The following is a 24,233-nucleotide window of genomic DNA, read 5'->3' as shown; positions in this document are numbered from 1 at the left end:
CGCCACTGTCATCCCCCAAGGACGGCGACAGCCCACGGAAGGCAGAGCGCCGGCATGGTCCACCCCATGCCGGCGTTTTTTCGCGCCCGGTCGGCGCCGACACGCTAAAATGTCGGTCATGGAGCACACCGAGTCGCATCCGTTCGACGGCAAGGCCTTCGTTCGCCACCTCACCACTTCGCCAGGCGTCTACCGCTATTTCGATGCGGAGGATGAGTTGCTGTACGTGGGCAAGGCGGCGAACCTCAAGAAGCGTGTCAGCAACTACTTCCTCAAGCCACCGATGGATCCGCGCATCGCCTCCATGGTGTCGCAGATCGCGCGGGCCGAAGTCACCCTGACGCGTACCGCGGGCGAAGCGCTGCTGCTCGAATCGCAGCTGATCAAGTCGCTCAAGCCGCGCTACAACATCGTGCTGCGCGACGATAAGAGCTATCCCTACATTTATCTCTCCGCGGGCGAGGAGTATCCGCGCCTCGGCTTCCATCGTGGCGCGAAGACCGGGCCGGGTCGCTACTTCGGTCCGTATCCCAGCACCTTTGCCGTGCGCGAGAGCCTTGGCCTGATGCAGAAGCTGTTCAAGGTGCGTCAGTGCGAGGACAGCTATTTCCGCAACCGCTCGCGCCCCTGCCTGCAACACCAGATCGGACGATGCAGCGCGCCCTGCGTGCGCCTGATTGACGTGCCCGACTACCAGAACGATGTGCGTCACGCCGAGATGTTCCTCGAGGGTCGCAGTAGTGCGGTGATCGACGAACTGGCCGTGGCGATGGACAAGGCCAGCATGACGCTGAACTTCGAGCGCGCAGCCACGCTTCGCGACCAGGTTTCTGCCCTGCGTAAACTGCAGGCCCAGCACTTCGTGCAGGGCGCCAGCGCGGACATGGACGTGATCGCCTGCTGTCTGGAAGGCGGCATGGCCTGCGTGAGCGTGCTGTTCTTCCGCAACGGCGTGAGCCTGGGTTCGCGCGACTTCTTCCCGCGCCTGCCGACCGATGCGTCGGTGAGCGATGTACTTGCGCAGTTCATTGCGCAGTACTACCTGGAGCGCCAGGTGCCGCGTGAGCTGGTGCTGAGCGATCCGGTGGAAGACATTGACGTGCTCGCGCAGGTGCTTTCCGATCACGCCGGTTATGTCGTCTCGCTCAAGCCCAGCGTGCGCGGCGAGCGCGCGCGATTCCTCGAGATGGCCCAGCGAAACGCCAGCGCTGCGCTCACCTCGCGCCTGGCCAGCCGGCATACGTTGCTGGCGCGGTTCGACGACCTGCAGAAGGTGCTCGAGCTCGAGGCGCCGCCGCGACGGATCGAGTGCTTCGATATCAGTCACACGCGAGGCGAGGCCACCGTGGCCTCGTGCGTTGTATTCGGTCCCGAGGGCCCTGAGAAGTCGCACTACCGCCGCTTCAATATCGCGGGCATCACGCCGGGCGACGATTACGCCGCCATGCACCAGGCCCTGACGCGTCGCTTCAAGAAAGTCGTCGAGGGTGGCGCGAAGCCGGACATCCTGCTGATCGACGGTGGTTCCGGTCAGGTGGGGCAGGCCGTGGACGTATTGCGCGAGCTGGGCGTCGAAGGCATTCGTGTGGTCGGTGTGGCGAAAGGTCCCGGCCGTCGCGCCGGTGAAGAGACGCTGGTTCTTGCCGAGAGCGGTAAGACGCTGCATCCGGGTACCTCGTCGCCTGCGTTGCACCTGGTCGCCGCGGTTCGTGACGAAGCGCACCGTTTTGCGATCAGCGGGCACCGCAAACGTCGCGAAGCCGCACGTGAACGGAGCACACTGGAAGACGTGGCGGGCGTGGGTGCACGTCGCCGCGCTGCGCTGCTCAAGGCTTTTGGTGGCCTGGCGGGGGTCGAGGCGGCCGGCGTTGAAGAATTGATGAGCGTGAAGGGGATTGATCGCGGTCTCGCCGAACGCATCTATGCCATGCTTCACCCCTAAGTTGCATGCGACCGACTATGCGAATCAACCTGCCTACCTGGCTGACCCTCTTCCGCGTGCTCCTGCTCCCGGTCATGGTCGTCGTCTTCTATCTGCCGTTTCGCTGGTCGAATCTCGGGGCCGCCGCGGTGTTCGTGATCGCGGGGTTCACCGACTGGCTCGATGGCTATCTGGCCCGCCGCATGAACCTGACTTCAGCTTTCGGCGCGTTCCTCGACCCCGTGGCCGACAAGCTCATGGTAGCCGTCACGCTGTTCCTGCTGGTGCAGTCCCATCCGGGTGGCTGGCAGGGCGTACTCCTGGCCGTCACGGCCTCGGTGATCGTCGGCCGTGAGATCAGCGTCAGCGCGCTGCGCGAGTGGATGGCCCAGATTGGCGCCCGCTCCAAGGTGAAGGTGGCCTTCCTCGGCAAGCTGAAGACGCTGGCGCAGATGGTCGCCCTGGTGGTGCTGCTGGTTCAGCACGACACCGAGTCCCTGGCCTCGTACAACATCGGCGAAGCGCTGCTGGTCCTCGCCGGCATCCTCACCATATGGTCCGGACTGGACTATTTGAGGGCTGCGTGGCCCAGTTTGCGCGGAGATTCAGAGGACGTGAAAAAAAGTGAAAAAAATTCGGTGCAAAGTGGTTGACACAATTCCGATCTGATCTAAAATGGCCGGACAACGACGCGGGAATAGCTCAGTTGGTAGAGCACGACCTTGCCAAGGTCGGGGTCGCGAGTTCGAGTCTCGTTTCCCGCTCCAAGTAATTCTACAAAACCTCGGACCTCCGAGGTTTTGTTTTTTAAGCGCTTCGCGGTTACTCTCGCGCTGCGCAAGCGATGGCCGGGTGGCAGAGTGGTCATGCAGCGGACTGCAAATCCGCGTACGCCGGTTCGATTCCGACCTCGGCCTCCATCGCATTTCGAAGGCGCAACCGTTACCGCGGCTGCGCCTTTTTTCTTTCCGCCCGGATGGCGAAATCGGTAGACGCAAGGGACTTAAAATCCCTCATCCGCAAGGGTATGTGGGTTCGAGTCCCACTCCGGGCACCATTAGCCGATCTCGGTCAATCTCATTGAGGCTCGCATGAGCCATCCAGCCCGCATAACAGCGGGCTTTTTTGTGGTTGCGTGGTCGCAGGGTGTCTCACGGAAGGTCAGGGAAGCTGGCGGTATGTGGCGGCATTTTTGACGGTATATATGTAAGATGCGCGCTCGCCGATCCTGAGATACCGCCATGCTGACCGACGCAGCCATCCGCAAAGCCAAACCCTCCGCCTCCGCCCAGAAGCTCACGGACGGTGGCGGGATGTACCTACTTCTGAAGCCCGACGGTGGCAGGTATTGGCGGTTGGACTATCGGTTCGCGAACAAGCGCAAGACCCTAGCGCTGGGTGTTTATCCGACCGTGACGTTGGCCGATGCTCGTCTGCGCCGCGACGAGGCGCGACGGAAGATTGCCAACAACATCGACCCCGGCGCAGAACGGAAAGAGGCAAAGGCCGTTCGAGCCGTGGCCCGCGTTGCTGCGGACAACACGTTCGCTTCCGTGGCCCGCGCATGGATGGAGCGCCAAGATATTGCCGAGGTTACCGCCAACAAGAACAAATGGATTCTTGAAGGGTTTCTGTTTCCTGAGCTGGGCGAGCAGGCAATCGCTGGCATTACCTCTCGAATGCTGTTGGATGCCCTTAGGAAGATCGAAGCGTCCGGTAAGTTAGAAACGGCGCGGCGGGCAAAGGTCAAGGTAGGCCAGGTCTTCCGGTACGCGGTCATTGAGGGGCTGGTCGACACCGACCCCACTGCCGCGCTGAAGGGGGCGTTGAAAGCGCCAAAGCAGAAGCACCACGCCGCGATTACCGACCCGGCGCGCATCGGCGCGTTGCTGCGATCGATCGATGGCTACTCCGGACAGTTCGCGACGCTGAAGGCGCTTCAACTGGCACCCTTGGTATTTGTGAGGCCAGGGGAGTTGCGCGCGGCAGAGTGGGCTGAGTTCGACCTGGATGAAGGCATGTGGCGGATTCCACCTGCCCGCATGAAAATGAAGGCGCCTCATCTGGTTCCACTTTCGAGCCAGGCGGTAAGTGTCCTGCGGGACGTGCGAGCGCTCTCCGGAGAAGGTCGCTTTGTCTTTCCTGGTCTGCGGTCGGCACTTCGACCGATGAGCGAAAACACGATTAACGCAGCCCTTCGTGGCCTCGGTTATTCCGGAGACGAGATGACCGGCCACGGATTTCGCAGCATGGCAGCCACTCGCCTAAATGAGATGGGCTGGAACGCCGATGCCATCGAGCGGCAGCTTGCCCATGCGGAAACTAACAAGGTACGCGAGGCGTACACCCACGCTGCGCAGTACCTCGATGTGCGCAAGCGGATGATGCAGGCTTGGGCGGACTATCTGGATGGTCTGCGCGTGGGCGGACAAATTGTCCCTATCAGGCGCATTGCGAGCTAATGCGGCGGAAGGCGCTCGTTTCTGTCCTCATCTGTAGTTTTCCCCTTTATCAGAGTTCAACATTTGGCTACCCACTCGGCGATCTCACGCGATTGGTCGCATTTCAAATGGTGCTGGGCTCAACGTCGAGCTAAAAATCACGAACGGAGGCATTGGTGTCTAATTACTTTGAAGCAACCGTCAATGACGATATCGAGGACAGTCCGCGACTTTTCGTTACGCTAAGGTCAGGGGCATTTGCTGGCGAGTCCCTCGCATATTTCAATCCGAGAATCCTTGAAGGGGAAAGCAAGGTTTTCTCGAAGATGCCGATCGATATTGACGAGACGCTCGTTATCTCGCTTGGCTATTTAGATCGCATCGATCATACAAGGGTAGCTGACGAACATATTGGGATTCGTGCGAAAAGCGCCGGTATAGGTGACAAAGTTATAGTCGAAGTCAGCCTCGTGCAAGAAGAAATCGGTGCCGGCTTCCAAGGTGCCAGGGCGATGGTGCGTGGACGGTTCTTGTCGACGTATGGGCAGCTCGGCGATCTCTCGTCGGGCTTGGGAGCGCTTGCGAGAGGGGAAATCGACTCCGTTCGATTTGAAGAATGGATCGGATAGTTTGACGTCCTGCCCTCGTTATCTCGAATTTACGGCTGCCCGTGTTCTGAAGACATAGCCGTCTCAGTCGGCATAGGTTGTCCGGCATCAACGACGCTACCCACGAGGTTGCCTTCGTCGAGGTCGAGCAAGCCATAACAGGTGTCGGTGTGACGCGCGTCATGGGCTGGCTGGCGAGCACCCACGGACTCCCGAGGGTGATCCAGGGCGACAACGGCAAGGAGTTCTGTGGCAAGGCCATGGCTGCCTGGGCGCATACGCGTGGTGTGCAGCTGCGCCTAGTCGAGCCGGGCAAACCAAATCAAAATAGCTACTTGAATCGTTCAACAGGCGTCTGCGCGATGAATGCCTTAACGTGCACTGGTTTCCGAACTTGCTGCATTCTCGGACCGAGATAGAAGACTGGCTGCGCGACTACAACCAGGGCCGGAGCATACGACCACCGATTCTCGGCCTGAGCGACGCTACTCGATTGCGAGTCGTCAAGCGTTGACAACTTGCACATCACCGCGCGCTGAACGGGCTTCGCAGGCAGTCAATTAAGCACTGGTAACAGCACTAGAGCGAGGAAATAATGCGGCTGCCGAACCTGGGAGGCCAGTCATGCCGCTCAAACTTAAAGGCTCGCAACTCCCGTCGGGAAGAGATCGACGGTACTACATGATTCGCGTCCAAGTGGACGGTCGCCGCGTTGCTGTCTCTACAGGCAGCAACGATGAGGTCGATGCGCTCGCCAAGGAGCGTCTCATCGTCGCAGCGCTTCACAAGAACCCTCGGCTGGCCCAAGCCGACCTCGTCGCGTTAATCAGGGGAAGCGGCTCAAACCGGTGTGCGGCAGAACTACATGCCGACGGCGGGCTCACGCTGAAAGAAGCCTTCGACCGCTGTCTAAGGTCGCCCACGACCTGGCGGTATCTGAAGGCTCATTCGGAGTACGCGAGGAATTGCCGCGTGATAGAAGAAATACTTGGCGCGGATACCAAACTTTCCGCAATCGACTACCACTCGGTTCAAAAGCTCACCAGTCGACTCGTATCGAAGCCGCTGCCAGGCATCAACCGACCTGGGCAGACGCTCTCGGGAGCCACGGTGAATAATCACTTGGCCTGCCTGCGCCGCATGTTCAACGTAGCCCTCGATGATCACTGGCCCGACGCGCCTAAGGTGTTCCCGAAGGTGAAGGGAGTCAGAAAGCGGACGGGAAGGGCCTACTTTATGGATTTCTCGGACGAGCAGGCCATCTTCGAGGCCGTGCTCAATCTGGACAATATCCGTCTAGAGCCTAAATGGGGTCACCCACGAAAGCCGGACGCGTATCGGTACCATTTATTGTTCGTAGTGCTGGTCGAGTCCGGCATGCGCTTGAGCGAAGCCCTAGGGCTCCTATGGACCGAGCTGGACTTCTCGCGCGGCGAGAGAGCCGGAATGATCGAGCTGTTCCGCCACGAGGACCTGAAGACTGGTCGCCAGCGCAGCGTGCCAATGACCGATACCTGTGCCACCGCTCTTGATGCGTGCAGAGGCATTGCCGTCGGCCCTTTCAAGGATCTCGACGCTCGCCGAGCGCAAGATATCTGGAGGCGTGCGCGGGCTGCGGCGGGCATCGGCCATCGTGACTGCGTGATCCATTCGCTGCGCCACACATGCGCGAGCCGCCTATTGGAGAGCGGGGCGGATCTGAAGATAGTGAAGGAGTGGCTTGGACACACATCTATCGCTACTACCGACATCTACACCCACCTACAGACAAAGCAGCTAGTAAGCGCGGCGCAGAGTGTCACCCGCCTTCGCCAAGATGCGATCCTGCTTCCATAGTTGAGTCGGGCCAACTCGGATATAGCCGCCGCCTAGACCGCACCGAAGTACCGCTGGCCGCCTGACGTGCGGACACGCAGCAATATCCAGAGGCGTCGATGGCTCAATGGCGACCTCTCTGAGAAGTGTATTCGGCCCGTCGCAGTCCCTACGGATGGGGCTCAGGGTGCCCTTTGACGCTATTAGGGTTTGACGCTTCGGCGTCACTACGGGGAGGAGTTCCGATTGCCGCAATCATGGACGGAGCCACTAGCCGGAAAACGCGGGCGCGTACGTCATTGCTCGGCGAAATCAGAAGCAACTGATCCCCGGCGGGACCGATCATCATCCACTGGTGTCCATCCGGCGTCACAAGCGTGACGGCCGGTAAGTGCGACGGCACGCTGCCATCCACCTTTGCGACACCACCAGCGAACGCCTGGGGACCTTGAAAGAGCGCCGCGACTAGTAATGGTCCGACCCAATGCGGGAGATAAGTGACCAACGATCTCCCGTCAGCTGCCAGCGCTACCAATTCACCCAACGAAAGACCAATCGAGATCGCGAACAGTATCCCGCCAAACGATTCAAAGAGGGCGCCGTGCTGCCAGTTAACAAAACCGAATGTGTCATTAAACATCGAGTAAAGCACGGAGCCGATGACAAACAGGATGGTCGACCACCTCACCAATCCGCGCGCGGTGGCCTGTCCAGAGATGACACCAACGGTGGCAAACACGGTAGCGCAAACGATTACGAAGACAAACCAGCTTGCAGAGGCCGACATCTGCTGGACCGTAAGCAGGTGCGCGACCCAGGGCGCGCCCAACCCCGTGTAGTAGACACTGGAGAGTCGCCACCCGATGACGTACGCGACCGCAGTAATGCCGATGACCGAGCTTGCGAGTCTGGGAAGTGTTTCGAGCAACCCACTGGCTGCTCGCAAGGGTTCACGGGTTGCAGTCGTTTCGTCGGTCATCAAGCTCACTCGCGAGTCGGTGACGGTCTCGGGCAATCAGTAAAGTGACCGGGCGCGTTTCGTTTGTAGACGAGCTCGTCCATGGCGTTTGCGGTCGCAGGAAAGGTGGACGTCTCTTTCGCCTAGTAAGGCGGGACGATCTACGCCTTTTGGTCCTGAGCGCCCTCCGGCTTCTTACGAGCCTGTCGGACAGGTACCTTTTGCGCGACGTTGTTGACGGCCTCATCGTGGAGGTACATCGACACTATGGCGTGCTCTGCAATGTCCAGCAAGACCATTGCGTCTGCGTGCTCTGGGAGATACGCCCGATGAATCGCTGCGCTTCCAACATCGAGCGTCTTTTCAAGGCGCTCCCTCTCCCGGGCGGTAACGTGACCTTCTTCGTGAAACGCCTTCAAGTTCTTCTGAAATGAACCCTGATCACCGACTTTGGAGACCATCAGATACTCAAGTAGGGCGCGTACGCCCATAGCCGCGACAGCGAACGCATCGACGGCGAGCGCCTCGTATATCTGGACGAGGAGCGTATTTACGTATTTACCGTCTTTTCCATGGCCGTCCCTCACCCGCCACAGCCACGCTGGGGGCTTTCTGTAGACGTGCGGCGGGTAGTACCGAGTTTCCCCGTCGAACTCTTCTTGATACCTGACGCTGTGCTTTAGGCTCACAGATTCACAGCCACGGCAGGCAAGCATCTTGTAATTGTGCGCCTCCCGCAGTCGAGTCTCGGGGTCTTCGAACTCACTCGCATACTTATGAAGTACCGAGTGTCTCGTTTCCCCACCGCACTTGTTGCAGTGAACCAGCATGGTTGGCAAACCGTTCATGGGTGGCGCGCTCCTGGTCTTCTGTCGCCTATGTAAGACTCTATCATCAGGGTCGACCACGAGGCAGTTGTTTCATACCAAACGACCAACCAGGAACCCGCGTGGCCCGGAAGAATGTCTCGACGTGGAACCGGTTCCTTCCCGACGTCGCCGCCATCGAGTCCGAACCGCATAAACGGGTAGGTAGGCGCCGCCCTACCGCGTCAAGATTCAGCATTCCTTCCACGGCTCGCGGGGCTAGAGTCGCCTGAGTGTCAAGCCGTGCCCCTTGAGAACCCGGGGGGCACCGCTGGGAACTCATCCGCACACCCTGATAGGCTAGGAGCGTCCACTTGGCCGAAGCCACACCCATGAACACCGCCGACCTCGAATTGATCCACGCGAATATCACCAAGACCATGGCCGAGACCATGAAGCTTGGCGCGGAGACCTCGAAGATCAATGCGGAGCTGCGCTATTACCCGCTGGTCGCCATCGGCATTATCGCGGTCGGTGCGCTTGGCACAATTGCTGCGGTTCTCGTCAAGGTCCTGTAGCGCCCAGTGGCGCCAGCTCCGCACGGTCCGGTCAGTGTTTGGCGACCACTTGGACTCGATGGCCTGCTGGAGGCGGCCAGGGGCTTCGAGGAGCACGGTGACGCTTCCCGCCAGCGGGCGGGGCGCGGACGTCGAAATGTTGGTTAAAACTCTCGGAGGCAGATGTACTGCCGGAAGACCGGGTTCACAAACTCATACACGCCCTGCTTCTCAGCGACCCGCTCCAGAACCGGCCCATACTTTTGTTCAATGAGCCTGGGCATAAGCTGGTCGATGTACTGCACATCCAAGTCTTCCGCATCCTTTCGGGCCGTGCGAAGAACGATCCGTCCCACTTCATCTGCGGAGACGTGGCTGGTGTCTTGGTCGGCTAGGAGGTGAAGCAAGAGCTGCCGGTCTTTAGACTCTCCTATCGCTCGCTGATATGCGGCCTCTAACGTCGGAAACGCCTTCCCTGTCTTCAGCTCGTTTAGGACGCGACTGTAGACCTCCTCGTCAACGATGTTGCTGCCCATCTCGTTAAGCACATTGATGCATTGCTTGCCGATCAATTGAACGAAGTACGGATAGCCCTGACAGAGATCGGCAATTTTTCCAGCAATGCCCGGCTCGAACGTGACCGCACCTCGGAACAGTTCAACGGCTTTGCCGATGATCGCTTCGGACTCGGGCTTCGGCATCGGCTTCACCGGGAGGACGCCCTGCTCGATGAGGCGCTCAACCGAATGATGGTCGTTGACCAGATCGCTCAGATCACGCCCGACACCGCAAATCGCGAACTTCAAGTCCGCGGATGTGAGCGACTTGAACAACGAACCCATTCCTTCCTTGTTCTGGATGACATCGAACTCGTCGAGAATAATGAGCAGCGCATCGCGTTTCATGCGCTTACGCACTTGGTGAGAGATCACGGCCTCCACGAAGTTCCGAAAAGTCTGCACAGTGTCGTTTGGAACGACGCGGGCATACTTAGTTGCTTCTATGCCCTTTGCTCCCCAATTAACCACTTTGAGATCCGCGCCTGCCGAAACCTCTTTAGAGCGGGTGAACTCGACGATTTCCTTCCCGTCGTCTGGCACAAGGCGAAGCAGGCCGTCTTCATCGTTTTGATCATTACAGAGGCGGGCAAGGAGCCCATTGCTGTCGGTAATCAGTGAGTCGCAAGAATAGAAGACGGTTAAGTACGTCCGAGGCTTCTCAGGAATTAGGTGCGCGAGCTGCGCCTTTTTGACAAGCGAGTAATCGCCCAGCGCCATTTGTTGCAGCTGCCTAAGAAGTGACGACTTACCGACACCGCGCTTGCCGTACACGGCGATGAGGCCTGACGGCGCGTTGAGGGCGTTAATGCAGTCTTTTAGCAGCCCGGTTCGGCCTACGAAACGCTCCGGATCACGAATCTCGGCGGCGGTGAACCCTAGTTCCGGGTTAATAGGCACGGCGTCACTCCATGATAGATGTGGGTTAGCAGACCACAGATCGATTTCCGACCACAAGCAGTCGTTAGTTCCTGCCCCCTGTCGTGAGGAGGCAGCAGCAAGCTTCATCCCTTTGCGATGAAGTCTAGAACGTTTTGTCTCGGCTTGATCTCGAACTCTTGTCCGACCGATGTGCTTACAACCGCACGCAAGGTGGAAAGTTTCGCATCCCGGATGAACTCGGTGCGGAAATACGCAGGCCAATCGGTAGCCTCCTGCATTGAGATGCGGTAACCCGCTTGCTTCCCATGCGGAAGCTCTATGGGAAGGCTGTCACTCATGTGTGCCGAGAAGTTCTGCACAGCGTTACGCGCGCCGGCACCTTTGCCGACTCGCCAGCCGACTCCGGTAATTGTCACCGTCCGTTCGCCCAAGTTCGTGACGCTGATCTCCACCAAGTCCTCCAGCGGACGCCCTTGGCTCACGAGGGCGCCCAGCGTTACATGCGTCCTGAGACTCACGCGGCTCACGCGCGTCGCGAGATACAGCGATGTGATGATTGCCCCGGCACCCGCTACCCCGGCGAACCAAGTGCCTATGGTGTTCCAAAGCTGCACTTTCTGATCGAACGTAAGGCCCACAGCTGTCCCCTGGCGCTCCTATGCGCCGCGAATCTACCACGGCCACGCGCGAGGCGGCTTGCTCATGCCCAACGACCGGCAGGGAACCCGCATGGCTCGCAACTGTGTATGCAGAAACCCGCTCCGCTCCGACATCGCCGTCTTCGAGTTCAAGTGGCAAAAGTTGGCCTAGAGCCGTAGCGCCCAGCCGACTAAGGACTAGCCGGTAATAGGAAGGACAGCGGTACCCAGTACTTTTCGGTTGCCATGTCGGGCACCGACTTGTGGGCCGCGTCATATTGGGCAAGCGACGCGAATCCTACCTGCGCGAAATCTCCCCGAATCTGAAGGACCGTCCATTTTAATTCTGAGGGCGCGTGATTAAAGCAGAGAGGGCCGCCGGACTCGGATGCCCACGCCGAATACTCGCCAAGCTCGTAATGCCTCTTTGCCGACTCTACGGTTGCCGAAAACGCGCAACCATACGCCCCGTTTCCAAGCTGCACCTCGGAGTCTGCAAGAATACTGGCGCTGGGCGACGTTCGCGCCGCCGCCGTGGATGCTTGGCGGGAGCCGACTGCGGCGAGGATGACGAATGCAAGAACCGCTAGGCCAATGAGGGAAAGCAGGACGGGCAGAACGCTGCGGCTTTTCTTCTGAGGAGCCCCGCACGCCGGGCAGGCTAGAGCCTTATCGCTGATCTCTGCGTCGCACTCAGCGCAATTTACCAAAGCCATTCCATTCCCCTTGACGAATCGTCCACGCTGACAGTGGCGTGGCGGACGGATCAAACCATGCCCTCAACGGCGTGGCAACCGCTGTCCGCCGCCCACGTCGCTGGTCCCGTCGAGGTTCGACCCTCGTTTCTCGCCCTTTAGCAAGCACCCGCCTGTTTTGCACCGTAGGCAGCTTGGCTCGGGGTGTAACTGTCACCGGCACTGGCCGAAAGTTGGTTAGTTAGTCCCTTGCACGAGAAACCCGAGATGCTGAGGTACTGCTTCGCAGACTTCACCGCCTCCATGTTCCAGTCAATATTCAGGCTGTCCACCGCCACGGTTGCGTCGGCGACGTCATAGCCATCGCCAGCGGCCGATGAAAGTTGCTTGATAAGTCCGACCCGTGAGAACCCCGATATGCTTAGGTACTGTTCCGCCGATCTAGCGGCATTGCCCTGAGGACCTGTCAGTCCATCGGCCCATGCAGGCATGGCTCCGGCAATAGCCACTCCGATGAACGGAATGGCAATCAGCGTCATCACTTTCTTCATATTTTGCTCCTTTGGGCTCTACAAATCTCGGCGGAATCGCGTCGACTACTCATCATCCATGAACACGCTGGATTGCGCACCGGGTTGCAGAAACCAAGTTGTGACGCCGAACGCCTCGCGCGGCTCGCGGACCTCGTTACTCCAAATCATCGGATAGAGTCCGAACCCACTATCTGTCGTGAACAACGAGCTGAACCGAATATCCGGGCGGCCAGCAAACACCTTCGTAATTGTGGTCTTGACGGGGTCGGGACAGCGCAGTCCAAAGTAGATGCCTGAAAGCGCAAACGGCGCCACTCCGGCACCAATGAGTGGATGTACGACACGCCACTCGCGCTCGTAGTCCCAGTCCGGCGCCTTGGCGGCGAAAAAATGACGGTCCACTAATTTTCCGGCGCTGCGAAGTCCCTGCACTTTCCACTCATAGAGCGTGCTCGCATCGATGACGCGGGTCAACGCATAGTCGACCTGCTTCAAGTCAATGAGGCCGTGTTGCGACGTGTCGTATTCGAGGCAGATTCCCTTATGGTTGTCGCCGTAGTGACTCCACATCAGTGGGCAGTCGTAGCGCTCCGCGAGAGCAAACACGCCGCGAGTCTCGTTTCGCGCAACCGCCAGTTTCAGAATCTTTGTGGCCAGACGTTGTAGGTATAGGTACTCAGCATCTTGGCCGCTGAACGTCTCGATCAACGACCTCGGTGCGTTGTAGAGCTTCGCCATATCGTCGGGCGACGTCACAACACCGACTTCCGCACACAGCACGTGGAATAGCCGCTCGGCGCGTTCGCGGTCTAAGTCCATTCTTATAGCGGGTTGGCAATCGAGCGGATCGTTGAAGTCAGCAGGGGCGGGGTAATAGACCTCGCCGCTAACCAGGACGCTGAGTGTGTTAACACCGAAGGCTCGGTATTTGTAAAGGTGCTTCGGCACGTCACTCATCGGTTCACTGCTCCCTCAGCTATATCTGATCTTACCGCAGCCGCCCACGAGGCGGGCTTCTCATGCCCGGCGACCAGCAAGGACTGGTCTGGCACTGCTCCCCCTAGCAGGAGCGAGTAAAACCCGCAGCCTAGAGGGAAAGCCTGACGCACCACGCTCGTACGGAGCTGGGGTGGGATAAAAGTTGCAGCTTAGAGATGACCTGCGCAGCCGAGGCGTTGCGAGCTTGATAAAGCTAACAGCATAGAAGGAGCCAATGCCGCTGACCGGTAAAACCGCGAGCTTAGGAGAAATGGGTGCAGCCAGTGGCGAACCCACGTGGCCCAAGAGGGAATACCCGATGGTGCTGCGCCGTACCTGCGCAAGTCGGCCTATAGGCAACCTTTCTGATGGTTCGAGTCGAGTAAAACCGCGAACTTAGAAAGGAGAGAGCTGTCTCGTGCTCCGCAGCGCCAGTCGCGTGACAAGACGCTTGCCGTTGACTCAAGTCCCGACCAGGAAAGGGAAAACCGGGCGCCGATAGTGAAACCGCAAGCATAGAAGGAAAGATGTCATCGCCTTCGTTTCGGCCGCGAACGAACTGCGGGACGGTAAAAGTCGGAACTTAGGAGGAAACCACGGAAGGCATGGTGGGATAAACCTTGCAGCTTAGGACTAACCCGCGTGCCCGCACCCGACACTGAGTAAACACGGAGCATAGGGCGAACCATGCTCCAAGCGCCTCGTTAGCTAGACCACCCCGGACAAGTTAGAACCCATTCCAACCACAGAACCGAGGCAGCGCAGCAGCCACCCCGGTGATCTCACGTGTCCGCAATCCGCAGACGCCCAAACACTGAGACCCAGACGCATGAATGAGACCGACCTCGTCACCCTCCCACGTGCAATCATCCTGAGCGAGCCATTGAACATCCGCACGATCGCCTTCGACGTGCCCACCTTTGACCGCCTGAAATCATTTCAGCGGGCGCTAGAAAGCCGCATGAAGCGCGATACAGGGAACGCCGAGGTGCTCAAGTACCTCGTACACACTCACCCCGAGGTGAGGGCGCTCTGCGATGGAGACTGAAGGGCTCCTTGCGCGCCTTAGGGCGGCGGAGCCGCAGGCCCTCCCGGTCTCAACCTTGCTGACCCACGAATCCCTCCAGCCCCGGGAGATGCGCATGGTGCCTTTTCGGGACCAAGGGCGCGTCGAGGCAAGAAGCGACGAGCACGTAGGCCATATGCGCCTAGTTCTGGAAGCAGGGCAGGGCGTGGAGCTGGAGGCTCTTCTGGTGGCTGACGTTGACGGCGTCCATCTCGTCGTCGACGGGCACCACAGGCTTAGCGCGTACCGGAGAGCACACCGCTCGACCATCCCATGCCGTGTGCAGACCATGACGATGTCGCGGGCAGTAATCCTGTCCAAACTGGTCAATTGCGGCGACCGAGCGCTGGAGATGCACGCCGAGCAGCGCCGAGACGCCGCTTGGCAATACCTCGCCGCGATCACTAACCGAGGCGCCATGGAGCTGCCGTCCGGCAAGTCACTTCGGACCATGGCCGGGCTCTTTGGGATCGGAAAGGACACTGTGCGCTCAATGCTGCGGCAGCTTCCCAAGGTTGATCCGAAGGGGTGGAGCGAGACCGCCTACGACCCCGGCACCGGATTCCCGCGATGGCGTTATGTCAGGGAGGGTAAGGGCGGGTGGCATGACATGAGGGCCGAGATTGATATGGAACAGATGACGCAGCATCAAGCCGAGAAGTTAGCAAAGAAGCTCGCGACTCTGATGGACAAGGCGACCCCGGAAGTCGTTCGCCGTGCCTTGCAGATGTTAGAGATTGAGGCCGTTATGGAGGCAGGAAGCCCAGACCGCCAGGCATTCGAGTTCGAGACGTCAGAAGCCACTGACTTCTGACGATGGCGCCCAAGCGACCACTGTCTGGAATCAGCCTCCCTATGTAGACACAAGTTGTCTGTAGCAGACAGCTTCAGTCCCGAACGGCGCTCACCTGCGCCAGCACTTCGATCCCCAGATGCTCAGTTCACGGCCACCCCCAGGGCACGTGGCGGGCACCTATTGTCCTGAGAGACCTAAACGTATGAATGCAAAGACACAACACCCCTCGCGATTTTCTAATGACCCTGAAGAACAGCGACTCGCCCATATCTCCTTGTCCAACGTCGACCTGAGCGTAGTTCTTTATGCAGAGGACCTCGACCGCCTCACCAAAGCGGGCTTCTCCTTATCTTGGAAGTACAACGCGGATGGCCGAGGGAACGGTTACCCGACAGTGAGCGCCTTCACCCCTGACGGATTCAACCGGGAAGTCGCGGTGGCTCGCTTGGTCGCCGAAGCCCCACGCGGGAAGCGTGTGCGCCCACGCGACGGCGATAGCCTGAACCTGCGGCGAGACAATCTTGGGTTCGAGCGAGGCGCCGCGTGGTACGGAGTGGAACACTGGTCGCCCAGCGCGGCCGCCCTGCGTGCGTCAGGCGCGGAGCCCGCGTCAAAGGAAGCCCGGTTAGACCGGCGGACGCGTCGGATCGAGCATTCGGCGCAAATGCCATCCTCTTCCCGTCGATCAGCGGTAGAGGCCATTTCCAGTGAAGCGCCTCGGTAATGTGTGCGGTCGCGGTGCCAATCATCATGGCGGTTATGTCCGCCGCAGCCACGGTATACGGCGCCAATCAGCAGAAGCACGCGACTGAGGAAGCCCTGAAGCTCCAGCAGAAGCAGACCGACGAAGCCGCAAGCGCGCAGACGGAAGATCGTGTGAGGGTCGCCCGTGAACAGCGCGCCGCCGCACGGGCCGCGTCTGCTGAGTCCGGGCTGTCCGGCAACAGCACGAATGCCATTCTCTCCGACATCGCCATGCATTCCGGGCGTGACGTGTCTCGCATTGAGAAGAACCGCGAGAACGGCCAGATCGAGAATCGTCAGCAGGCGCGCAGCCGATCCGCTGAGATTAACAGCCAGTTGATTAGCGGCGTCGTGGGCGCGGCAGCATCGGGCACATCGGCGGCCATGCACGCGTACAGGGACTACATCCCAGAGATCCCCGACGCCGGCCAATACGCTAAGCCGACGTTCTCGCTGGATCGGCCGACCTTCACAGTTTCCAAGTACGTCATTGAGGGCTGAGGCGAGCTAGAAATTTTTGGCGGAAATTTCCGTTACCCCTACAAACATTCGAGGGTCGCGCGCATCCCCCGTGGGGGTGTCTTTGACCACACGCCTGCGGCCGCGCCACGCGTCGATGACCGACGGGCGCACCCCAACCATCAGGACCAGACCATGAACCCCGTGACATTCCCGACCTCGTCCGTAACCTTGCTACGTCTTCCGGCAGTGCTGGCCCTCGTCGGCGTAAGCAAGGCGACCCTGTATCGCTGGTGCGGCACCGGGCAGTTCCCTCAACCTTACCCACTCACTCAGAGCCGGAGCACTGTCGCTTGGTCGTCCGTCGAGGTGCATGCCTGGATTGCCGCCAAGCTCGGGCAAACTGACGGTACATTTGACGGTACTTCTCTCGGCGTGGCCCGAAAGGCCGCATAGTTGCTAGAATTTCGATGCCCACTCCGGCACCAAGGACACCTCCAAGGTGATCCATACAAGTCCACTGGACTCGCGTAAGCCGGCGCAAATGCTCGGTTTCCCCCGCATTTCCGTCCGCCCATGTCCGCCTGCATCCAGTCGAGCATGCGAGTAAGCGTGTGAGTGAAGTCCGCGAATCGCGAGATCGCTTCGGACGTTACTCACATGGCGGCACCGACTGACACGAAACTTCGCTCGCTCAAGCCGCGTCCTACGGTCTTTCGCGTAGCGGACATGCTCGGCCTATGCATCGAGGTCCGGCCGACCGGGTCTAGGACCTGGCGCTTGCGATATCGGTTCGGCGGGCCTTGTCTCCAGTGGGAGCGATCCCGCAGACGTCAGGCGACCGGACAAGGCGTTCGCTCGAGTGTCTGCTGACGACAGCTTTGAGGCTGTCGCGCAGAGTGGATGCGGACAATGGCAAAGCGAAGAGCCGCTACGCGAGGAAAGGCTCTATGGCTGTTCGAGACGTATGCGTTCCCATGGATCGGTAAGCGTCCAATCAGATCACTCACCCCGCCGGAAATGCTTATCCTACTAGGGATTAATTTGACCCAGAAGCGAGAGACCCAACCTAAGTCAAGCCCCTCGTGTCCATCTGATGGTATCCCGGTCTACCTGTGCGAACGAGATATCACCACGGGTAGTTGATCACTGGATATGTGCCGCCGCTTTCTGCACAGGCGTGCGGATCGCCAATGCAGTGCGGGCCTGACGGCGGGGGCGGCGCAGCTGGCGGGTCATATGTAGATGCACCCCACTTGCGTGCAGCGACCCATGCTGTTGCGTTGCCGTCAGCCTGAATGGCGAATAGACCACCATCGCCACCAAGATGCAGCGACGCGTTAGGGCCATCCCAAATGAAGCCTGGCGGATAGTTCCGGTTGCTCGCGCCATTCCAGACCACGCCTGAGTCATTCCACGTCGTCAGGATGCCTTCCCACACGGAGTAGATAGCCTTTCCGCTCTTGTTGTTGGTCACGTTGCTTGCCCAGACAGGAGCGCCGTTGTGATAAAGCACAAGATTACCGTCTGTCTGGAATGTCCATTGGTTACCGTTCGGACCGTTGTAGACGACTCCCGGCGGCCACTTGTAACCAAACTGGAATACGAGCGAATCGCCGGGGGGAGCCCCAGGTGTCACGGTGTTCGTGACCCATACGGGAATGTATGAGACGACGACTGCCAGGCCGTAATCGTCGATCGTGAACTCGTTAGGAAGAGAACCCGCTTGCCAGCTTGTTCCTGTCGACCACACAGCTCTTCCGTCTGCGGTGTAGATCACAAAGTTTCCATCGCCCTGCATCACTGCGAACGTAGCGCCCGTGCCGCCGGTCCCGCTGTTCCATATAGCTACGCCGTCAGCGTTCCGATACACGACGAAGTTGCCGTCGCCCTGCATGATCGCCACGTAGCGGCCATCGTGGCTCTCAAGATGTTGGCCAACACTGAGTGACTGGCCGGAGCGCAAGAACTCTGCCGAGGCTGACATAGAGGCAAAGCCGCACAACGCCGCCGTGGCGATTGCCATCGCCTTCAACTTTCCGAGCATGTTGATTCCCTGTAGGTACCCCGTGCTGGGGCGCGATGATGCTGACTAGCTCGGCAACGCGCGGTCTGTAGGAGATTGCTCGGTCTGATGTAGGAAAAAGCCTACATGCGCGGATTCGGGATGGGCATCACATTTGCTCGCGACAAGGTTGGATCTGGCCTCGGCAACATGTTCGCCGTGCGAGGCAGGGATTTCTAAAGCGAAGATATGGAGTTTAGCCCGCCACGCTAACGAATAGATTCCGAGCATGGAAAGGCATGTGCCCCAACCGCTTACAGTCGACGAATGAATAGATCGGCGAGCGTGGGAGGCACCGAAACAACAGGGAAATACTGTGGAGGACAACCGATATCAGCGGCCCTCCCGCCGAGCCTTGAGTATCTGTTGCGCTAGCAGCAGAGGGTTAGGTTCGACACTGCTCCGCTTCGGACCCCGCTGCGTAGGCCGGGGTCTCGGTTCGGCAGCTCGAGCCACCAGCATTTCCCGAGCCGCCAAGTAGTCGATGATCTGCTGCTCTGTGTACCTGGGTGATTTCCCGGCCATGTCGCCAGCGCTGAAGCATCCGGGAAGATCAGGCACGATCACGTCATAGGCAGTGCTGTCGTCGCCAATTTCGATCGCGATGGGATAGCGCATGGTATGCCGCTCCGTGGCTGGTCCAGATAAAAAACGACGCCGATATCACCGGCAGCCGCGGATTTCATCACATGTTGGAGCAAACAATCGACTCTCACACGGGAGAGAAACGATGAGCGAGCAAGATCGCACCACCCAACATTCGGCCAATGGCGTCGGCGGTTCAAACAACCCCGCCGCAAACCCCGGGCAGGACAAGGCTGGTAAACCCCAAACCGACCAGAAGGGGCAGAAGCGCGCGGAAGACGTGACCAGCGGCGAATCCGATCAGAAGGGCCAGCGCAGCCCCGACAAGGGCAGCCCGGCGTAACGCTTCAATCGACATGCCTTCCGGCAGGTGTCGTCCCCATCGTGCCCTCGGTACGATGGCCCGACAAGGGAGGGTAACCATGACGACGGAAGAATGGCTCAGTCGCGGCATCGACATGGCCTGGCGGGTGCTGCTGCTGTGGTGGCTGGTCAGCGCGTGGGGGAACAAGTCCGCCGCACGTGGCGAGCCGTGGCTCACCCGGCTGCTGCTTTACTGGCTACCGCTCGCCGTGGCATTCGGACTGCTCGGCCCTGGCGAATGGTTTGGCCACCACTGGCTCCGCGAGGGCATCGTGCCGCACACGGTACCGGTCTTCGCGGTCGCGCTGGTGTTCGTGGTGACCGGTGTCGCCCTGGCCTGCTGGTCCCGATATCTGCTCGGCCGAAACTGGAGCAGCGTCGTCCAGATCAAGCAGGATCATGAGCTGATCGAGGCAGGTCCCTACCGATACATTCGCCATCCCATCTACACGGGCATCCTGCTCGCCTTCATCGGCACGGCGCTGAAAGTCGGCGATGTGCGCGGCATCTTTGCGGTACTCATCGTCTTCATTTCGTTCTGGCGCAAGCTGAAGATGGAAGAGCGGATGTTGGGTGAGGCGTTTGGTGATGCTTACGCCGCATACCGGCTACGAACGAAAGCCTTGATCCCGGGTGTGCTCTAGGCATAGCTGCAGGACAATGCGCTCATCCTTGAGCGCAGGGACATCAATTCAGAACCAGATTGAACGCGGCACGGATATCTGCGGCCTTAAGAGGCTGAAATCTTGTTAGCCGTGCATATGCCCGACGCATTGACGTCGTAGCTTATGGTGACTACGGCTCCACGAGACTGAGCAGCCACCAGCACTGCCATCATGGCGCGTGCGTTGTACTGGCTGAGATCGGGGAGATAGACCGTGCCGAACTGGCAGGGCTGAGAAAATCCCTGAGTGACCTGCACGTACCCCGTTCCTTGTACACCCAGGCCAGAGATTGTGCGGCCAGCGTCCTCTGCAGCAAACGCCTGCGCGGATGCGAGCGCGAGAAGACCAGCAATGGCGAAATTGGCGAACTTCATGGTTTTCACCCTGTAGGGATTGACGAAATCAGTCGTTAAGAAGAAGGTCCATCGCTGCGTCGATACCCGGGTAAACCGCGGTCAGTACCGTGTTCTGCGAGGTGGACGCGTGGGAATCGTCATCGCCGGTGTACTTTGCCGAAATGGTGTATTGCGAAGCGCCCTTTGGCAGAGTGATGAGCGCCGAAAAGGTCGTGTTGTCGGATATGTACTTCGCGATGTCACAGGTGCCAGGGTAGGAGCCCGGTTTGACGCAGCCAGAGTCGATGACATTCGAGTTGATCCCACCGGTGGCCTGGACCGCAAGCACGATCGTTCCGTTTACCGAGATCTGAACCGCGCCGCCCGGTACTGAAACCGGGGAGTGTGGCGGCCCATAAACAAGATGCTTGCCGGTGACGACGACGTTGGCCGTGACTTGCTTCCCCGGGGTGGGGGTTCCGGTGACGGTAAGTGCCGTGCCAGTGGTGCTATCGGCTACTGCGACGGCTGGGAGGAGGCAGGCAGTGAATAAGAGCAACGACCACGCGGCCATCCGGCTGCAACGCAACGGGGGAGCTTTGATTCTGATCATTGCGTCACCCCTCAATTCGGCATGACGGAGAAGGAGCGGATAACGCATACGTCTCCGTTGTAGTCGTACTCAAAGCTCATCTTGCCGCCCGTAGCCTTCGCTGAGAGTACCGAGGCCCAGAGCAGCTTCTGTACGTCCAAGGGCGAGCTGTCGTCGAGATTCAGGTGCTGAGTGCTGCAAACCGAGCCGGTGTAGAACAAGACCGGACTTACAGAGCCATAGGTCTGGATCTGAATTGCGTTTGCTGCAACTTCAAGGTGAGCCGTGGCCAAGGCGCCAGTGCTAACACCAGCCGCGACTACGCAGAACGCGGCACAGATAGCCTTGCGTGCGGACTTCTTGTTCATTCGATTCCCCTTGATGGCCATGCCCCTCATCCTTTCGGTGGGGCGCGGGCATCATGGAGAGGTGGGCGCATGAATTTCTGTAGGCGCCCGCCGAACTTGACGTAAGCCAAGCCCTACAAAGATCGCCACGTGACCCAGGCGGCCGGGGCCGGAAAATGGCGGAAAATTGCGGGATAGGCGGGCGGGCCGGCTCCATGCAACAATTTTGCTATGAAGAGCCCTAACCAGACTTTTGAACCCGCTTTCGATCACCTGCGCGGCTTCGCCGCGGTGCTGATCCTGCTCTATCACTCTTTTCAGCACATGAGCGGGTTCATGGCTCATGGGAGCGGATTCGCCGAGTCGGATCGCGTATCCACGCACAACCCTCTGTTTGCCCTTCTACTCGAAGGCCACACCGCCGTGGCGCTGTTCATCGTGATGAGCGGGTTCCTTTTCACCCGTAGCGCCCTGGGCAAAGACGTTGAATACTGGCCTTTCATACGCAACCGGCTCCTGCGCATCTACCCGCTGTTGATACTCCTGGTGGTTGTCGAGCTGGCGATCAATTCCCAGCTCACGCTGCAGAACCTCATTTTTATCGTTCTGCCGACCGGCTACTTTCCGGCAGTCGCTTCCATGGGCGTCGTCGGGTCCATGTTCTGGGCGGTTGCCGTCGAATTTCAGTTCTACCTGGTGTTTCCTTTCCTGATCCGTGTGTTGAACGAGCGCGGTATCCGCCCTTTGCTAGCCATCATCGCCTTGGCGATCCTCATTCGTTACGGCACGACGTTTTACGGTTCAAACATCAGGGACGTGTCGTACTGGACCAGTCTGGGCCGGATCGATCAGTTTCTCATCGGGATGATTGCGGCCAAGTTGTACGCCGATCACCATTCGCCTGAGAAGGCAAATACTTGGAGCTTTGTCGGGGCCGCCGCGTTGATCGTCGCGGTCGTCTACGGATTCCACAGGCTCGGCGGATGGCCCGTCGTCGCGAACTGGAAAGGGGTGTGGCCGACGATTGAAGGGGTTGCCTGGGCATTGGTGATCTTCACTTACCTTCCTGTTGCGAAAAAGGTCCCCAGGTTTCTTTCAGCCGTCGCATCGGGCATCGGGGAGATCAGCTACAGCACTTATCTCCTGCACGTCTCAATCCTGATCATCATCGGGATGAGCGGATGGTTGCTGCGGTGGACGGGAGTCCCTAAGTACGACGTCGCCCTCACGATCGTCCTGATCGTCTTCCCGGCGGTGCTTGCCATCTCCGCGCTCTCCTACTATGCGATTGAAAAACCATTCCTTGGCCTGCGTGCGAAGTACACGAGGCCGTCCACGTCGGCGGTCCAGGACGGATTCGCAAAAAATTCACATTCGTGATCGCGTGCCTATGATACTTCTACGGGTTCCAGGGGCTGTCCGAGTCATTGATGAACACCCGCGAGCTCATCCGCAAGGATCTACCGTTCGACCGTATATCGATCATGGAAATTGGGGCGCTCAATAAGCCCTTCATTCGCAAAAGCGAAACGAATGTCATCTATGTTGATCACGCAGACACGGAGACATTGAGGCGGAAGTACGCCGTCGGACACGGGTTTGACCCATCGGAAATCGTCGATGTCGACGCGGTCTGGGGACAGAACTCGCTGGCCGATTGCCTCGCAGGCCGCAAGGTGGATTACGTTATCGCCTCACATGTGATTGAACATGTCCCGGACCTCATCACCTGGCTCAAGGAACTCTCGTCGATCCTTAACGAGAACGGTGAGATTCGCCTCGTTGTGCCAGACAAACGATTCACCTTTGACTACACCCGCCGCCCTACGGAAATGCCTGAGGTCATTGAGGCACATGTGAGGCGGGCAAGGCGTCCTCAGCTGTGGAACATTCTCGACCACGTCCTGAACGTGCGGGCGGTCGACGGCAACGCCGCATGGCAAGGGCCACTGCCCCTTGAGCGCATCCCGAATCTACACACGTTTGAACAAGCTTTTTCCCTTGCCGAGAGCACCATCCACACCGAGGACTATCACGATGTCCACTGCTGGGTGTTCACGCCGGAGAGCTTCGCCAACCTGATGGCCACGATGGTTCAGCACGACCTGATCGATCTCGAATGCCACGAGTTCCAGGACACCCAGGAAGGAACCATCGAATTCGCCGTGTTCCTTCGTCGAAGCGCTGACCGACCAGCTGCTGTCGCCAGTTGGGAGCGAGTAGCTGCCGCGGCGTCCCGACTGGGAACACCAGGAAGTCGGGATGTGGGTGAGCTGCATAAGGCACTGGAAAATGCCACGTCGGAGCTAAACGCTATTAAGGCATCGCGATCCTGGCGAATCACTGAACCCCTCAGGCGCATGGCGAAGTTGGCGCGTTCGGTAAGGCACTGAGACCGGTGTGACCGTCCCGCCGTGCCGGCGGTAAGGCAACAGGCTTTCCCAAAGAAAAAGGCCGTGCAGCGATGCACGGCCTTTCAACAACACGATTCGCTCATCCCGGCACGATGGTAAACGCCCGAATAATGCACGTGTCGCCGTTGAAGTCGTAATCGAAACCCAACGACTGACCCGCTGCCTTGGCGGACATGACCGTCGCCCACAGTGTCTTCACTCGGTCCGGGGTGTCGCTACTGTCCATGCTGAGATGACCTGAACTACATACAGAGCCGGTGTAGTAAAGCGTGACGACGCCACCGACGTCGTTCTTGGGCAGGATCGACGATGCCAGGACATCGATATGCGCGGTCGCCATGGCGGCGGTGCTCATGGCTCCCAGGGCGACGATGGTTGCGCACGCGAAAGCCTTGTTGATGACTTTGTTCATG

General features: G+C 59.3%; 26 protein-coding genes, 3 tRNA genes and 1 pseudogene. 18 read left to right on the top strand and 12 right to left on the bottom strand.

The window, feature by feature from the left end; translation table 11 throughout:
- The first annotated feature begins 118 nt into the window (after window positions 1–118).
- From uvrC to C8J98_RS11215, 9 genes and pseudogenes are all read left to right on the top strand, one after another.
- Window positions 119–1,942: an excinuclease ABC subunit UvrC gene (gene uvrC / locus C8J98_RS11260; RefSeq protein WP_107913436.1), complete on the top strand. Its 1,824-nt coding sequence runs from the start codon at window positions 119–121 to the stop codon at window positions 1,940–1,942.
- 17 nt (window positions 1,943–1,959) lie between these two features.
- A complete protein-coding gene (gene pgsA / locus C8J98_RS11255) occupies window positions 1,960–2,574 on the top strand; it encodes a CDP-diacylglycerol--glycerol-3-phosphate 3-phosphatidyltransferase (protein WP_107913285.1) in 615 nt (204 codons plus the stop codon).
- A 38-nt stretch (window positions 2,575–2,612) separates the two neighbouring features.
- Window positions 2,613–2,688, top strand: a tRNA-Gly gene (locus tag C8J98_RS11250).
- Between the two features lie 79 nt (window positions 2,689–2,767).
- Window positions 2,768–2,841 (top strand) — tRNA-Cys (locus C8J98_RS11245).
- Between the two features lie 50 nt (window positions 2,842–2,891).
- Window positions 2,892–2,978 (top strand) — tRNA-Leu (locus C8J98_RS11240).
- Between the two features lie 184 nt (window positions 2,979–3,162).
- Window positions 3,163–4,383, top strand: coding sequence for an integrase arm-type DNA-binding domain-containing protein (locus C8J98_RS11235; protein WP_107913284.1), 1,221 nt, complete (start codon window positions 3,163–3,165; stop codon window positions 4,381–4,383).
- 155 nt (window positions 4,384–4,538) lie between these two features.
- Complete coding sequence (locus C8J98_RS11230; protein WP_107913283.1) at window positions 4,539–4,991, top strand: hypothetical protein; 453 nt, start codon at window positions 4,539–4,541, stop codon at window positions 4,989–4,991.
- An 86-nt stretch (window positions 4,992–5,077) separates the two neighbouring features.
- Window positions 5,078–5,484: pseudogene (locus tag C8J98_RS22320) on the top strand (integrase core domain-containing protein); the annotation flags it as partial.
- A 110-nt stretch (window positions 5,485–5,594) separates the two neighbouring features.
- The gene (locus tag C8J98_RS11215; RefSeq protein WP_107913280.1) at window positions 5,595–6,806 is read left to right on the top strand and encodes a tyrosine-type recombinase/integrase; all 1,212 of its coding nucleotides are present in this window, start codon (window positions 5,595–5,597) and stop codon (window positions 6,804–6,806) included.
- Between the two features lie 148 nt (window positions 6,807–6,954).
- Here the strand turns inward: C8J98_RS11215 and C8J98_RS11210 are convergent, their stop codons facing one another.
- Entirely contained in the window at window positions 6,955–7,764 is an 810-nt protein-coding gene (locus C8J98_RS11210; RefSeq protein ID WP_146171631.1) for a hypothetical protein, read from the bottom strand.
- A 140-nt stretch (window positions 7,765–7,904) separates the two neighbouring features.
- The gene (locus C8J98_RS11205) at window positions 7,905–8,591 is read right to left on the bottom strand and encodes a DUF4145 domain-containing protein (RefSeq protein WP_107913278.1); all 687 of its coding nucleotides are present in this window, start codon (window positions 8,589–8,591) and stop codon (window positions 7,905–7,907) included.
- A gap of 350 nt (window positions 8,592–8,941) precedes the next feature.
- On the opposite strand from C8J98_RS11205, the gene C8J98_RS11200 reads away from it, so the two are divergent.
- Window positions 8,942–9,127, top strand: coding sequence for a hypothetical protein (locus tag C8J98_RS11200; RefSeq protein WP_146171630.1), 186 nt, complete (start codon window positions 8,942–8,944; stop codon window positions 9,125–9,127).
- Window positions 9,128–9,270: 143 nt separating this feature from the next.
- On the opposite strand, the gene C8J98_RS11195 is transcribed toward C8J98_RS11200, so the two are convergent.
- The 4 genes from C8J98_RS11195 to C8J98_RS11175 form a co-directional block, all read right to left on the bottom strand.
- Entirely contained in the window at window positions 9,271–10,563 is a 1,293-nt protein-coding gene (locus C8J98_RS11195) for an AAA family ATPase (protein WP_158272680.1), read from the bottom strand.
- A 104-nt stretch (window positions 10,564–10,667) separates the two neighbouring features.
- Window positions 10,668–11,183: a hypothetical protein gene (locus C8J98_RS11190; protein WP_107913275.1), complete on the bottom strand. Its 516-nt coding sequence runs from the start codon at window positions 11,181–11,183 to the stop codon at window positions 10,668–10,670.
- A gap of 853 nt (window positions 11,184–12,036) precedes the next feature.
- On the bottom strand, window positions 12,037–12,429 hold the full coding sequence (locus C8J98_RS11180; protein WP_107913273.1) for an Ltp family lipoprotein: 393 nt from the start codon (window positions 12,427–12,429) through the stop codon (window positions 12,037–12,039).
- A gap of 45 nt (window positions 12,430–12,474) precedes the next feature.
- Window positions 12,475–13,368, bottom strand: coding sequence for a DUF2971 domain-containing protein (locus C8J98_RS11175; protein WP_107913272.1), 894 nt, complete (start codon window positions 13,366–13,368; stop codon window positions 12,475–12,477).
- Window positions 13,369–14,218: 850 nt separating this feature from the next.
- On the opposite strand from C8J98_RS11175, the gene C8J98_RS11170 reads away from it, so the two are divergent.
- From C8J98_RS11170 to C8J98_RS22315, 4 genes are all read left to right on the top strand, one after another.
- Window positions 14,219–14,437 (top strand): hypothetical protein, encoded by a 219-nt coding sequence (locus tag C8J98_RS11170; protein WP_107913271.1) that lies wholly within the window; start codon window positions 14,219–14,221, stop codon window positions 14,435–14,437.
- A gap of 55 nt (window positions 14,438–14,492) precedes the next feature.
- Entirely contained in the window at window positions 14,493–15,269 is a 777-nt protein-coding gene (locus tag C8J98_RS11165) for a ParB N-terminal domain-containing protein (RefSeq protein WP_158272679.1), read from the top strand.
- A gap of 732 nt (window positions 15,270–16,001) precedes the next feature.
- The gene (locus C8J98_RS11160; RefSeq protein ID WP_146171629.1) at window positions 16,002–16,496 is read left to right on the top strand and encodes a hypothetical protein; all 495 of its coding nucleotides are present in this window, start codon (window positions 16,002–16,004) and stop codon (window positions 16,494–16,496) included.
- A 618-nt stretch (window positions 16,497–17,114) separates the two neighbouring features.
- Window positions 17,115–17,327, top strand: coding sequence for an Arm DNA-binding domain-containing protein (locus tag C8J98_RS22315; protein ID WP_343125721.1), 213 nt, complete (start codon window positions 17,115–17,117; stop codon window positions 17,325–17,327).
- A 256-nt stretch (window positions 17,328–17,583) separates the two neighbouring features.
- On the opposite strand, the gene C8J98_RS11145 is transcribed toward C8J98_RS22315, so the two are convergent.
- Window positions 17,584–18,501 (bottom strand): hypothetical protein, encoded by a 918-nt coding sequence (locus tag C8J98_RS11145; protein ID WP_107913267.1) that lies wholly within the window; start codon window positions 18,499–18,501, stop codon window positions 17,584–17,586.
- Between the two features lie 351 nt (window positions 18,502–18,852).
- On the bottom strand, window positions 18,853–19,137 hold the full coding sequence (locus tag C8J98_RS22160; RefSeq protein WP_199229889.1) for a type II toxin-antitoxin system HicB family antitoxin: 285 nt from the start codon (window positions 19,135–19,137) through the stop codon (window positions 18,853–18,855).
- Window positions 19,138–19,249: 112 nt separating this feature from the next.
- On the opposite strand from C8J98_RS22160, the gene C8J98_RS11135 reads away from it, so the two are divergent.
- Window positions 19,250–19,447 carry a hypothetical protein gene (locus tag C8J98_RS11135; protein WP_107913266.1) on the top strand — a complete coding sequence of 66 codons (198 nt, stop codon included), beginning with the start codon at window positions 19,250–19,252 and terminating at the stop codon, window positions 19,445–19,447.
- Between the two features lie 79 nt (window positions 19,448–19,526).
- Complete coding sequence (locus tag C8J98_RS11130; protein WP_107913265.1) at window positions 19,527–20,111, top strand: isoprenylcysteine carboxylmethyltransferase family protein; 585 nt, start codon at window positions 19,527–19,529, stop codon at window positions 20,109–20,111.
- Between the two features lie 86 nt (window positions 20,112–20,197).
- On the opposite strand, the gene C8J98_RS11125 is transcribed toward C8J98_RS11130, so the two are convergent.
- Genes C8J98_RS11125 through C8J98_RS11115 form a run of 3 tightly spaced genes read right to left on the bottom strand, consistent with a single transcriptional unit; the run spans window position 20,198 to window position 21,427 of the window.
- Complete coding sequence (locus C8J98_RS11125; protein WP_107913264.1) at window positions 20,198–20,506, bottom strand: hypothetical protein; 309 nt, start codon at window positions 20,504–20,506, stop codon at window positions 20,198–20,200.
- 28 nt (window positions 20,507–20,534) lie between these two features.
- On the bottom strand, window positions 20,535–21,080 hold the full coding sequence (locus C8J98_RS11120; protein WP_107913263.1) for a hypothetical protein: 546 nt from the start codon (window positions 21,078–21,080) through the stop codon (window positions 20,535–20,537).
- Window positions 21,081–21,091: 11 nt separating this feature from the next.
- On the bottom strand, window positions 21,092–21,427 hold the full coding sequence (locus C8J98_RS11115; RefSeq protein ID WP_146171628.1) for a hypothetical protein: 336 nt from the start codon (window positions 21,425–21,427) through the stop codon (window positions 21,092–21,094).
- A gap of 210 nt (window positions 21,428–21,637) precedes the next feature.
- Here C8J98_RS11115 and C8J98_RS11110 point away from each other — a divergent pair, with 210 nt between their 5' ends.
- Complete coding sequence (locus C8J98_RS11110) at window positions 21,638–22,786, top strand: acyltransferase (RefSeq protein WP_107913261.1); 1,149 nt, start codon at window positions 21,638–21,640, stop codon at window positions 22,784–22,786.
- Window positions 22,787–22,836: 50 nt separating this feature from the next.
- A complete protein-coding gene (locus tag C8J98_RS11105; protein WP_107913260.1) occupies window positions 22,837–23,799 on the top strand; it encodes a methyltransferase domain-containing protein in 963 nt (320 codons plus the stop codon).
- Window positions 23,800–23,899: 100 nt separating this feature from the next.
- Here the strand turns inward: C8J98_RS11105 and C8J98_RS11100 are convergent, their stop codons facing one another.
- Window positions 23,900–24,232 (bottom strand): hypothetical protein, encoded by a 333-nt coding sequence (locus tag C8J98_RS11100; RefSeq protein WP_107913259.1) that lies wholly within the window; start codon window positions 24,230–24,232, stop codon window positions 23,900–23,902.
- Between the last annotated feature and the right edge of the window lies 1 nt (window position 24,233).

This window comes from Luteibacter sp. OK325 (assembly GCF_003050935.1).
GTDB lineage: Bacteria > Pseudomonadota > Gammaproteobacteria > Xanthomonadales > Rhodanobacteraceae > Luteibacter.
Note: the sequence above shows the minus strand (reverse complement) of the source record. Positions and strands in the feature narration are given on the sequence as shown.

Coding starts and splice junctions, on each gene's coding strand:
- uvrC (WP_107913436.1), top strand. CDS start 119: ATGGAGCACACCGAGTCGCATCCGTTCGACGGCAAGGCCTTCGTTCGC.
- pgsA (WP_107913285.1), top strand. CDS start 1,960: ATGCGAATCAACCTGCCTACCTGGCTGACCCTCTTCCGCGTGCTCCTG.
- C8J98_RS11235 (WP_107913284.1), top strand. CDS start 3,163: ATGCTGACCGACGCAGCCATCCGCAAAGCCAAACCCTCCGCCTCCGCC.
- C8J98_RS11215 (WP_107913280.1), top strand. CDS start 5,595: ATGCCGCTCAAACTTAAAGGCTCGCAACTCCCGTCGGGAAGAGATCGA.
- C8J98_RS11210 (WP_146171631.1), bottom strand. CDS start 7,764: ATGACCGACGAAACGACTGCAACCCGTGAACCCTTGCGAGCAGCCAGT.
- C8J98_RS11205 (WP_107913278.1), bottom strand. CDS start 8,591: ATGAACGGTTTGCCAACCATGCTGGTTCACTGCAACAAGTGCGGTGGG.
- C8J98_RS11200 (WP_146171630.1), top strand. CDS start 8,942: ATGAACACCGCCGACCTCGAATTGATCCACGCGAATATCACCAAGACC.
- C8J98_RS11180 (WP_107913273.1), bottom strand. CDS start 12,429: ATGAAGAAAGTGATGACGCTGATTGCCATTCCGTTCATCGGAGTGGCT.
- C8J98_RS11175 (WP_107913272.1), bottom strand. CDS start 13,368: ATGAGTGACGTGCCGAAGCACCTTTACAAATACCGAGCCTTCGGTGTT.
- C8J98_RS11170 (WP_107913271.1), top strand. CDS start 14,219: ATGAATGAGACCGACCTCGTCACCCTCCCACGTGCAATCATCCTGAGC.
- C8J98_RS11160 (WP_146171629.1), top strand. CDS start 16,002: ATGGCGGTTATGTCCGCCGCAGCCACGGTATACGGCGCCAATCAGCAG.
- C8J98_RS22315 (WP_343125721.1), top strand. CDS start 17,115: ATGGCGGCACCGACTGACACGAAACTTCGCTCGCTCAAGCCGCGTCCT.
- C8J98_RS11145 (WP_107913267.1), bottom strand. CDS start 18,501: ATGCTCGGAAAGTTGAAGGCGATGGCAATCGCCACGGCGGCGTTGTGC.
- C8J98_RS22160 (WP_199229889.1), bottom strand. CDS start 19,137: ATGCGCTATCCCATCGCGATCGAAATTGGCGACGACAGCACTGCCTAT.
- C8J98_RS11135 (WP_107913266.1), top strand. CDS start 19,250: ATGAGCGAGCAAGATCGCACCACCCAACATTCGGCCAATGGCGTCGGC.
- C8J98_RS11130 (WP_107913265.1), top strand. CDS start 19,527: ATGACGACGGAAGAATGGCTCAGTCGCGGCATCGACATGGCCTGGCGG.
- C8J98_RS11125 (WP_107913264.1), bottom strand. CDS start 20,506: ATGAAGTTCGCCAATTTCGCCATTGCTGGTCTTCTCGCGCTCGCATCC.
- C8J98_RS11120 (WP_107913263.1), bottom strand. CDS start 21,080: ATGATCAGAATCAAAGCTCCCCCGTTGCGTTGCAGCCGGATGGCCGCG.
- C8J98_RS11115 (WP_146171628.1), bottom strand. CDS start 21,427: ATGAACAAGAAGTCCGCACGCAAGGCTATCTGTGCCGCGTTCTGCGTA.
- C8J98_RS11110 (WP_107913261.1), top strand. CDS start 21,638: ATGAAGAGCCCTAACCAGACTTTTGAACCCGCTTTCGATCACCTGCGC.
- C8J98_RS11105 (WP_107913260.1), top strand. CDS start 22,837: ATGAACACCCGCGAGCTCATCCGCAAGGATCTACCGTTCGACCGTATA.
- C8J98_RS11100 (WP_107913259.1), bottom strand. CDS start 24,232: ATGAACAAAGTCATCAACAAGGCTTTCGCGTGCGCAACCATCGTCGCC.